9 protein-coding genes and 1 pseudogene are annotated in these 8,687 nt (G+C 69.6%); 5 read left to right on the forward strand and 5 right to left on the reverse strand.

Features of this window, described 5'->3' with window-relative positions; genetic code table 11:
* Window positions 1-348 precede the first annotated feature (348 nt).
* From AC08OQ_RS13840 to AC08OQ_RS13855, 4 genes and pseudogenes are all read left to right on the forward strand, one after another.
* Window positions 349-525: pseudogene (locus AC08OQ_RS13840) on the forward strand (SigE family RNA polymerase sigma factor); the annotation flags it as partial.
* A gap of 105 nt (window positions 526-630) precedes the next feature.
* Entirely contained in the window at window positions 631-849 is a 219-nt protein-coding gene (locus AC08OQ_RS13845; protein ID WP_476601465.1) for a hypothetical protein, read from the forward strand.
* Between the two features lie 157 nt (window positions 850-1,006).
* Window positions 1,007-2,191: a lipid-transfer protein gene (locus AC08OQ_RS13850; protein ID WP_476605445.1), complete on the forward strand. Its 1,185-nt coding sequence runs from the start codon at window positions 1,007-1,009 to the stop codon at window positions 2,189-2,191.
* 100 nt (window positions 2,192-2,291) lie between these two features.
* Complete coding sequence (locus AC08OQ_RS13855) at window positions 2,292-3,446, forward strand: TetR/AcrR family transcriptional regulator (RefSeq protein WP_476601458.1); 1,155 nt, start codon at window positions 2,292-2,294, stop codon at window positions 3,444-3,446.
* A 64-nt stretch (window positions 3,447-3,510) separates the two neighbouring features.
* Here the strand turns inward: AC08OQ_RS13855 and AC08OQ_RS13860 are convergent, their stop codons facing one another.
* From AC08OQ_RS13860 to AC08OQ_RS13875, 4 genes are read right to left on the reverse strand one after another with little or no spacing between them, the layout of a single operon-like run.
* Window positions 3,511-4,413 (reverse strand): metal ABC transporter permease, encoded by a 903-nt coding sequence (locus AC08OQ_RS13860; protein ID WP_476601459.1) that lies wholly within the window; start codon window positions 4,411-4,413, stop codon window positions 3,511-3,513.
* Window positions 4,410-5,333: a metal ABC transporter permease gene (locus AC08OQ_RS13865; RefSeq protein WP_476601460.1), complete on the reverse strand. Its 924-nt coding sequence runs from the start codon at window positions 5,331-5,333 to the stop codon at window positions 4,410-4,412. Before AC08OQ_RS13865 ends, AC08OQ_RS13860 begins: the two co-directional genes overlap by 4 nt.
* Window positions 5,330-6,238, reverse strand: coding sequence for a metal ABC transporter ATP-binding protein (locus AC08OQ_RS13870; RefSeq protein ID WP_476601461.1), 909 nt, complete (start codon window positions 6,236-6,238; stop codon window positions 5,330-5,332). Before AC08OQ_RS13870 ends, AC08OQ_RS13865 begins: the two co-directional genes overlap by 4 nt.
* A gap of 34 nt (window positions 6,239-6,272) precedes the next feature.
* Entirely contained in the window at window positions 6,273-7,268 is a 996-nt protein-coding gene (locus AC08OQ_RS13875) for a metal ABC transporter solute-binding protein, Zn/Mn family (protein WP_476601462.1), read from the reverse strand.
* Between the two features lie 399 nt (window positions 7,269-7,667).
* Here AC08OQ_RS13875 and AC08OQ_RS13880 point away from each other — a divergent pair, with 399 nt between their 5' ends.
* Window positions 7,668-8,060, forward strand: a complete 393-nt coding sequence (locus AC08OQ_RS13880) for an SCO5389 family protein (RefSeq protein WP_462189038.1) — start codon at window positions 7,668-7,670, stop codon at window positions 8,058-8,060.
* 249 nt (window positions 8,061-8,309) lie between these two features.
* Here AC08OQ_RS13880 and AC08OQ_RS13885 read toward each other — a convergent pair whose 3' ends face one another.
* Window positions 8,310-8,666: an AMIN-like domain-containing (lipo)protein gene (locus AC08OQ_RS13885; RefSeq protein ID WP_476601463.1), complete on the reverse strand. Its 357-nt coding sequence runs from the start codon at window positions 8,664-8,666 to the stop codon at window positions 8,310-8,312.
* Window positions 8,667-8,687: the final 21 nt, after the last annotated feature.

Consider the following 8,687-nt stretch of genomic DNA (forward strand, 5'->3'; position numbering starts at 1 on the left):
ACAGCCTGCCGGGTCCTGTCCGCGAGCATCTCGACGCGCGACACCGTCAGACCGTCGATGGCGAGCAACCGCGTCGCGTCATTCGTATGATCGTCCAAGCCCGTGGCTCCGTGGCCTCTCGGTTGCGTGGGGACCACCAAGATCGCCAGGGGTTGTGGGCGATTCATGTCACGACACGAGGCATGCCACATCAGGTCACAGCAGGCCACGCCGAACCAACATTACGCACAGTTACCAAACTGGCTGGGGTCTCACGCCCACCCCGGTTAACTTCGAAGACCCCGAAAACTGCGGGACTCGACCGCCACCCTGCCGTATCTACGTAGCATAGTCTGCAATCTCACCCGAATGCAACTACGCCATCTCCAGGTCGTCCGAAAACATCTGGAATGGCCATCAGGCCAGGTAGAATCGGCGGAGACGCAATCGCTGCTGCGACACGAACAGCGAGCTGTAGTCGTCGCGTTACAGCGGCTTTCGCCGCGCCAGCGGGAGGCCCTGGTACTGCGGCACTGGCTCGGCCTGAAGGAATCCGAGATAGCCGCGGTCATGGGGATTTCCTGCGGCGCAGTGAAATCCCCATGCGGCCCGGGGAATGGCGGCGCTGTCCCGCGCGATGGAGTCCCAGACATGACGTATCACACCGGGCCGCTCAACGACACCGAACGACGGCTGCGCGACGCCCTGGACGCTCTCGCCGACGGCGTGCCCGTGTCGCCCGACGCCTACCGGCGGGCGCGGGCCACCTGGCGCCGCCGCGAGCGCCGCAGGCGGCTCATCCTCGCCGTCGTCATCACGGTGGTCTTCACCTTCGCGAACCTGGTCGGCCTGTGGGCGCTCAACCACTGACCGGTGTGGACGTCGCCCGACCGCAGGCTGTGACACACCCGCGTCGCTCCACCTTGTGAATCCTCGCAAGCACGCTTACGCTACACCTCTCCCCTTGACGTGCGCTACTGTGGTGCTCACGGTGTTAAGTGAACAACAGCTAGCCCATGGAGCGATGATGAGCGGTCGGGTGATGGTGGCGGGCGTCGGCATGGTGCCGTTCGCGACGCCGAGCAGGAGCGACAGCTACGACGTGCTGGCCGAGGGGGCGGTCAGGGCGGCGTTGGCCGATGCTGGGATCGACCTGGCTGCGGTCCAGCAGGCGTACGCCGGCTATGTGTACGGCGACTCGACGAGCGGGCAGAAGGCGCTGTACCGGGTGGGGATGACCGGGGCGCCGGTGGTGAACGTGAACAACAGCTGCTCGAGTGGGTCGTCGGCGCTGTTCCTGGCGCGGCAGGCGGTGGCTTCCGGGGCGGCGGACTGCGTGCTGGCGTTCGGGTTCGAGCAGATGCGGCGCGGCGCGCTGACGATGCAGTGGGACGACCGGCCCAACGCCTTCGGGCGGTTCGACGAAGTGGTCACCAAGGTGCAGGGCGAGGTCGAGGGGGTGCCGTTCGCACCGCGGTACTTCGCCGGTGCGGGCGCGGCCTACTGCGAGAAGTACGGGATGGACCCGGCGGTATTCGCGCGGATCTCGGTGAAGTCGCGCCGGCACGCGGCCAACAACCCGTATGCGGTGTTCACTGATCCGGTGACCGTGGCGGAGGTTCTTGCCTCGCCGCGGATCCTCGGTTGGCTGACCCGGTTGCAGTGCTGCCCGCCCACCTGTGGCGCGGCCGCCGCGGTGGTCGTTTCCGAGGATTTCGCGCGCGCCCACGGGCTGCGCGCCGATGTGGCGATCATCGCGCAGGCGATGACCACGGATACCCCGTCCTCGTTCGACGGGGACCTGATGCGCCTGGTCGGTTACGACATGACCGCGGCCGCCGCGCGGCAGGTGTACGAGGTGGCCGGGGTGGACCCGCTCGACGTGCGCGTGGTGGAGCTGCACGACTGCTTCACCAGCAATGAGCTGATGTCCTACGAGGCGCTGGGGCTGACCCCGGAGGGCACGGCGGAGAAGTTCATCGTCGACGGCGACAACACCTACGGCGGCCGGGTGGTGACCAATCCGTCGGGTGGGCTGCTGTCCAAGGGGCACCCGCTGGGCGCGACCGGGTTGGCGCAGTGCGCGGAGCTGGTGTGGCAGTTGCGCGGCGAGGCCGACAAGCGCCAGGTCGAGGACGTGACCGTGGCGCTGCAGCATAACATCGGCCTCGGCGGCGCCGCCGTGGTCGCCCTCTACGAGAAGGTAGGCTGATTCGCACCTCGGAGACCGAGGGGGTCGTACCGAGGGGGTTGTCCTGCCGGACCGCACGCTTGCGCCGCCGCGCGGCACCCGCCCGCGTAACCGGCGAGCGATGATCCTCGGCGCCGCCTCGGACCTGTTCGCCCGCCGCGGCTACGACCAGATCGGCATGACCGATCTCGCCGAGGCCGTGGCGGTCGGCCCGTCCGCGCTGTACCGGCACTTCTCCGGTAAACAGGACCTGCTCCGCGAGGTCATCTCTGCAGGCCTGGCCCCGCTGCGGCGCCTGCTCGATGATCTCGATCTCGCGGACCGTGCCGGCCGCACCGACCGCGCCACGGCGTCGGCCCGGCTCGCCGCCCGCTGCCTCGACGAACGCCACATCGGCGTGCTCTGGCAGCGCGAAGCCCGCCATCTGACCCCTGACGACCATGCTCTGCTGCGCGCCGAGGTCCGCGAGATCGGACGCCGCCTCACCGACCGGGTGCGCGCCGCCCGCCCCGAGCTCGACCCCCCCACCGCGGACCTGCTCACCTGGGCGATGCTGGCCGTGCTGATAAGCCCGTCCTTCCACCACCTGGACCTGCCCCGGCCCGCCTACGACGACCTGCTCGCCGAGCTCACCGACCTCGTGCTGGACACCCCGCTGCCCGGCACCCGCACCGCATCGCCGCCGCGACCAGCCGGACCACCACCGGCCGGACTGCCGCTGCGGCCGGCCTCCCGCCGCGAGGCGCTGCTCACCCAGGCGGTGCGGATGTTCGCCACCCACGGCTACGCCGGCGTCGGCATCGAGGACATCGGCAACGCCGTCGGCATCACCGGCCCCAGCGTCTACCACCACTTCCCGAGCAAGCTGGACATGCTGCGCACCGCGTTCCAGCGCAGCACGGCCGCCCTGTTGATGGACGTCAGCGCGATCTATCGGGCTTCGAACGACGCCGCCGACGCCCTGCGCCGGCTGCTCGGCTCCTACCTCCGGTTCACCCAGGCCCACCACGACCTGATCGGGCTACTGATCACCGAGGTCGAGCATCTGCCGGAGGACGAACGCCACGTCGCCCGCCGGGCCCAGCACGACTACCTCACCGAATGGGTTCACCTGCTCCGGCTCGTGCACCCCGAGCTCGATCCCACCGCCGCCCGGATCCGGGTGCACGCCGCGGTCTCCGTCGCCAACGACACGGCCCGCACCCCGCACCTGCGGCACAACCCGGGCCTGCCGGCCGCGGTCGAGTCGATCTGCGGCCGGCTGCTCGGGCTCTGACCTGGCGCTTCCCCGGACCGCGCGCGACCGCGCCGGTGGCCACCGGTGGCGCCGGTGGGTTCGATCAGGCCGAACGAGGCGCGTCCGCGGACGGGTGCCGCACCGCCCGCGCCAAGCCCGAGTCCGCGACCAGCCGGGTAACGGTCAGCGTGACGGTGTAGGTGGCGGTGGCGAGGGCAAGGATGGCGAAGCTCGGGGGGATCCGCGGGGCGAGGTAGCTGGTGGTCAGTCCGGCCCAGGTCACCGCGACCGCGACCGCGGTGGAGATCATCATTCCATGGTAAGGGCGGGCGGTGAGCCGGTGGGCGGTGCCGGCGGGTGCGGCGAACAGGCCGAGGAGCAGCAGGGCACCGACGGCCTGGGTGGCCTCGGCGGCGGTCGCCCCGACAAGGCCGAGGAAACCGACGCCGAGGAGGCGGACGGGGACACCTCGGGCGGCCGCGACCGCGCCGTCCAGGCTGGCGAACAGCAGGGGGCGCCCGATCGCGATGGTGGCGAGGCAGAGGAGGACGGCGAGTATGGCAGCCTCCCAGGCGTGGGAGGCGTCCAGGCCGAAGATCGAGCCGAACAGGACGGTGACGCCGGCGGTGCCGTTGCCGGTGTTGCGGTGGGTGGTGTAAAGGGTAAGGAAGAGCACCCCGAGGCCGAGGACCCAGGCGAACACGCTGCCGATGACGACGTCGTCGGCGTGGCCGCGGGGGCCGAGCGCGCCGAGGGCGCACCCGACGGTGACGGTGGCGGCGAACAGGCCGACGCGGGCATCGATCCCGGTGGCCAGGGCGGCGAGTGCGCCGGTGAACGCCACATGGGACAACGCGTCGGCGGTGAAGACCTGGGCGCGCAGGACGAGGAAGTAGCCGACGAGTCCGGCCGCCATAGCAATCCCCGTTCCGGCGATGAACGCATGCTGCATGAACGGGTGCTCGAACATCGCGGTCAGTCCGGTGTCCGCCGTGGCTGCGGTCATGCTGCTGCTCCGGTCGTCCGGGGGACGCGGGCGGCCCGGCCGAGCAGGTCGCGCGCGCCGACGGCGAGACGGGCGAGGAGGTACAGGCCGAAGGAGAAGCTGGTGATGAAAAAGCCGAACGGATAGGGCGAGTAGTAGGCCACGGTCAGCCCGGCCCAGGTGACCAGCAGGCCTAGCAGCACGGTGAGCGTGAGGCTGAGGGCCGGTCGGGTGGTGAGGACCTGTGCGGTCGCGGCCGGGATGACCAGCAGGGTGAAGACGAGGAGGGTTCCGGTGATCTGGCTGACCTCCGCGGCGGTGCTCCCGAGCAGGATCAGGAAAACCACCGACAGACCCCGCACCGGCGCTCCGGCGGCGGCGGCCACAGCTGGATCGAGCGAGGCGAACAGCAGCGGCCGCCCGATGAGCGCCAGCACTGCCAGGACCGCCACGGCGACGGCGGTCAGCGTGAGGACCATGTCGTCGGTGATTCCCAGGAAGCTGCCGAACAGCAGCGTGTTGACCCCGCCGAAGAATTCCTTGTACAGGCTGACGAACAGGAATCCGCAGGCCAGCGCGAACGCCTGGACGGTACCGATGATGGCCGACTCCGCGGCCCGCCCGGCTGCCCCACCCAGCCCGGGGACAGCAGCAATGATCAGCGCCGCGGTGAGACAGAAGGCGAAGTAGCCGTAGGTCGCGCCCAGGCCGAGCCAGATCGCCCCGGCCGCGCCCGGGAAACCGGCCACGGCGAGGGTGTGGCCGGCGAAGGCCTGGCGGCGTAGGACCATGAACCATCCAGTTGCCCCGGCGGTCAGCGCGACGATGGTTCCGGCCCGGAACGCGTTCACCATGAACGGGTAGGCGAACATCTGCCGGACGTCGCGGACCAGGTTCCACGACAGGCCCGCGTCGGTCGCGACCACCGCCGCAGTGATCACAGATGGCCGGTCCCGTTATGACGGTCGGTGTGTACAGCGGGCGGCTCGGGCTGGCCGACGACGACGAGGCGCCCGTCGGAGGTGGTCAGCACCTCGATGGGGGCCTGGTAGAGCCGGCTTAACGTCGCACTGGTGATGACCTCGGCGGGAGAGCCCGAGACCGCACCGCCGGCGGCGAGGTAGATGACCCGGTCGAGGCTGGGCAGGATCGGGTTGACGTCGTGGGCGACCATCAGCACGGTCACCCCCGCCGTCTGGCAGATAGTGCGGATGAGGGCCGCGACCGCGGCGGCGTTGGGCGGGTCCAGGCTGTCCAACGGTTCGTCGAGGAGCAACAGCCGGGGCCGGCGGGCGAGCGCCTGGGCGATCAGAAGCCGCTGCTGCTCCCCACCGGACAGCCGGCCGATCGGCTGGTGGGCGTAGCCGGTGGCGCCGACCTGCTCGACGAGTTCGGCGACGCGCCGCCGCGCTGTCCGGGCGCGATCTCCGCCGGGCAGCGGCAGACCCCACCGGTGGCCGTCGAGACCGAGGCGGACGATGTCAAGCCCCCGGATCCGTACCGACGGGTCGAAGCTCCGTCGCTGCGGCAGATAGCCGACCTCGGCGCGGGCCCGCCCGGGATGCCGGCCCAGCACCACCACCCGCCCCGCGGCCAGCGGCAGCAGGCCAAGGGCCGCCTTGAGCAGGGTGGACTTACCGACGCCGTTGGGACCGAGGATCGCGACGAACTCCCCCGCGCCGGCCTCGACGCTCACCCCGCTCCATACCATCCGCCTGCCGAGACGAACCGCCGCACCCTCGAACATCACCGCCGATGCGGCCGGCCGGTCGCTGCCGGCCGGCGCCACCGCCTCGTCAACCTCGGCGCTCGAGCCGCCGGATCGAGGGTACGCCACCGCCGCCATCCTCGTTACCTTCCGCTTACGTGCCGGTTGCCACTTACTTGCCGGTTGCCTGCGCCAGCGACCCGCGCAGGGCTTCCAACTGGGCGACCTGCCACTCCTGGAACGATGCTCCGGCCGGGACGAGCGTCTCGGTGATGGTGGTCACCGGGATGTGGGCCGCCTTCGCCTCCTCAACCTGCCGTTGCACGTCCGGGGTGGCGTTCTGGCTGTTGTAGACGTAGACTTTGATCTCCCCGGTCTTGATCTGACTGTCGATGGTGCTCTTGTCCGCGGCAGTCGGGTCGGTGCCCTCCGAGATCGCGCGCAGGAAGGCCGGCGGGGTCAGCAGGTTCAGCCCGAGCGCCGGGGACAGCATCTCGAAGATGCTCTCCGAGGCCCCGACCGGCGTCCCGGCGTACTTCTTCTTGATCGTTGCGATGAGATCGGTGTACGGCTTGAGGGTCGTGGCGGTGAAGGATGCCCGCTGCTGATCGAAGTAGCCCGCGCCAGCGGGGTCGATCTTCTTGTAGTCGGCGGTGACCTGGTCGATCACCTTCGCGACGTCATCCGGGTTGTACCAGCGATGCGGGTTGTCGCCGTCCTTCGCGCCGACCAGGTCGCCGACGGTCAGCGTCACCCGCCCGGCCGCCGGGTTGGCCGCCGCCAGCTTGCCCGCCCACGGGTCGTAGCCGACGCCGTTGTCGATGAACAGCCGCGCACCGGCGATCGCCCGGCCGTCGGCGGGGGTCGGCTCATAGTCGTGCGGGTCGGCGTCGGGATTGTCGATGATGCTGGTGACCGCCACCCGATCGCCCCCCAGCTGGGCGGCGATGCTGCCCCAGAAGTTCTCGGCCGCCACCACAGCGATCTTCCCGCTGCCGGTGGCGCCGGTCCCGGTGTCCTCCGACGAGGACGTCCCACACGCGGCCACGACCATCGCCACGCCGGCGGCCACTACCCCCAGGCCGCGCGGCATCCGCCCGGGCCGCACCCGCCAGCGCCGCACCGTGACCAGCCGTGCACCATCCACCACGATCTCCCTGCTTGTCACCCGACCGGACCTGCTAGCAGTACCGGGATTCATTTTCGCAAAGGTAGCGGCTAATGGAAACCGTTACAAGTTCGAGTTCGAGCGGTCGGCGATTACGCGGGGCGGGCCTCCCCGCCGCCCATCCGCCCATCCGCCCATCCGCCCATCCGCCTGCATGATCGACCAGATGCTTTGCCGGGTCGGACGCCCTGCGCCGTCCACCGGGGGCGCGCACCGGGCGTGCACCGGGTGTACGGAGGCGGGACGCGCCGCATCGCACGGCAGATCCGGCGGGGTGTCGGGGTGCGCCGCCGCGGCGCAATCGATCTGCACACGGAGTATCACTGTCGGTATTGACAACGGTTGTTGTATCCAAGACAGTGGTGATCGTTGTCGCTGCCACCAGCCCAGGAGGTATCCATGTCCCTGACGGTGTCGCCCGACCTGTTGGAGCAGGCCGAACAAGGTCACGTCGACGAGGCCGACTTCCTCGCCTGTATCCGCACTTCCCTGCCCTACGCCTACGGACTGGTCGAGCGGCTCGCCGGCGAGCTGCCCACCGCAGCCCGCGACTTCGCCGACAACCAGACCCCGCCCGCGGACGACGCCGAGCAGGGACAGCTGTTGCGGGCGATGGCCAGCACCTCGATACGCGCGGCCCTGGAACGGCACTTCGGCGTGGCGCTAGCCTTCCAGAACTGCCATCGGCTGGCCGCTTTCCGCCCCCAGGCCACGGGCGGCGAGCAGTACCGCCGCTTCATCTCCCCGGAGAGCCAGGTCCTCAACCAGCAACCGGAGTTCGTCAACTGCTAGCCTGGGCTCCCGGGATATTTTAATCTCGATGGCCCGGCGGGCCGGTGTTGTCCATTTTGTATCTGATTTGTCCTGGACGTTCATCCACCGGCCCGCCTGGCCCCCTGATCAGAATCGGGTACCACCCGCAATATGGCGTCGATCGTGGGGAGCGTCGAGGCAGACGGACCTCCTACCTCGCGTTCATCGACGCCACCAACACCAAAGCGTCGATCGCGCAACGGGACAGGGCGCTGTGGCGTGTTACCGCTACCGCGTTGGGATGCTCAGGATGACGTCGCGGCCCACGCTGCTCACGGTCGGATGCGCGGGCGGTGCTGGCCTGTGCCCACACAGCCCGAGGTAGTAGGTCACCACACCCTCGAAGTCGCCGCCCCGCTTCACGTGGACGACATTCGTTGTCCGGCCGAGAGGGAAGAGGTTCCTCGGAGCGGTGGGTTGACCTTCGAGGTTGTGTGCGGCGGCGTTGTGGAAGGTGACCTTCACGAAGGATCGTCCCAGCACAAAGACCCGGTTACCGGATCCGTCCTGGATCAGCCCCGATCTCGGCACGTACTCGGCTCTGGGGACGTAATGAAGTAACAAATACGTGATCGAGAGCATCATCGCAGGTCACAGGCCTGTGGA

The organism is Frankia sp. CcCS3 (genome assembly GCF_977927575.1).

Excerpts from the sequence above, each read along its gene's own strand:
- AC08OQ_RS13870 (WP_476601461.1), bottom strand. The coding sequence starts at position 6,238 with ATGGCGGCGGTGGCGTACCCTCGATCCGGCGGCTCGAGCGCCGAGGTT.
- AC08OQ_RS13850 (WP_476605445.1), top strand. The coding sequence starts at position 1,007 with ATGAGCGGTCGGGTGATGGTGGCGGGCGTCGGCATGGTGCCGTTCGCG.
- AC08OQ_RS13885 (WP_476601463.1), bottom strand. The coding sequence starts at position 8,666 with ATGATGCTCTCGATCACGTATTTGTTACTTCATTACGTCCCCAGAGCC.
- AC08OQ_RS13860 (WP_476601459.1), bottom strand. The coding sequence starts at position 4,413 with ATGACCGCAGCCACGGCGGACACCGGACTGACCGCGATGTTCGAGCAC.
- AC08OQ_RS13855 (WP_476601458.1), top strand. The coding sequence starts at position 2,292 with ATGATCCTCGGCGCCGCCTCGGACCTGTTCGCCCGCCGCGGCTACGAC.
- AC08OQ_RS13880 (WP_462189038.1), top strand. The coding sequence starts at position 7,668 with ATGTCCCTGACGGTGTCGCCCGACCTGTTGGAGCAGGCCGAACAAGGT.
- AC08OQ_RS13845 (WP_476601465.1), top strand. The coding sequence starts at position 631 with ATGACGTATCACACCGGGCCGCTCAACGACACCGAACGACGGCTGCGC.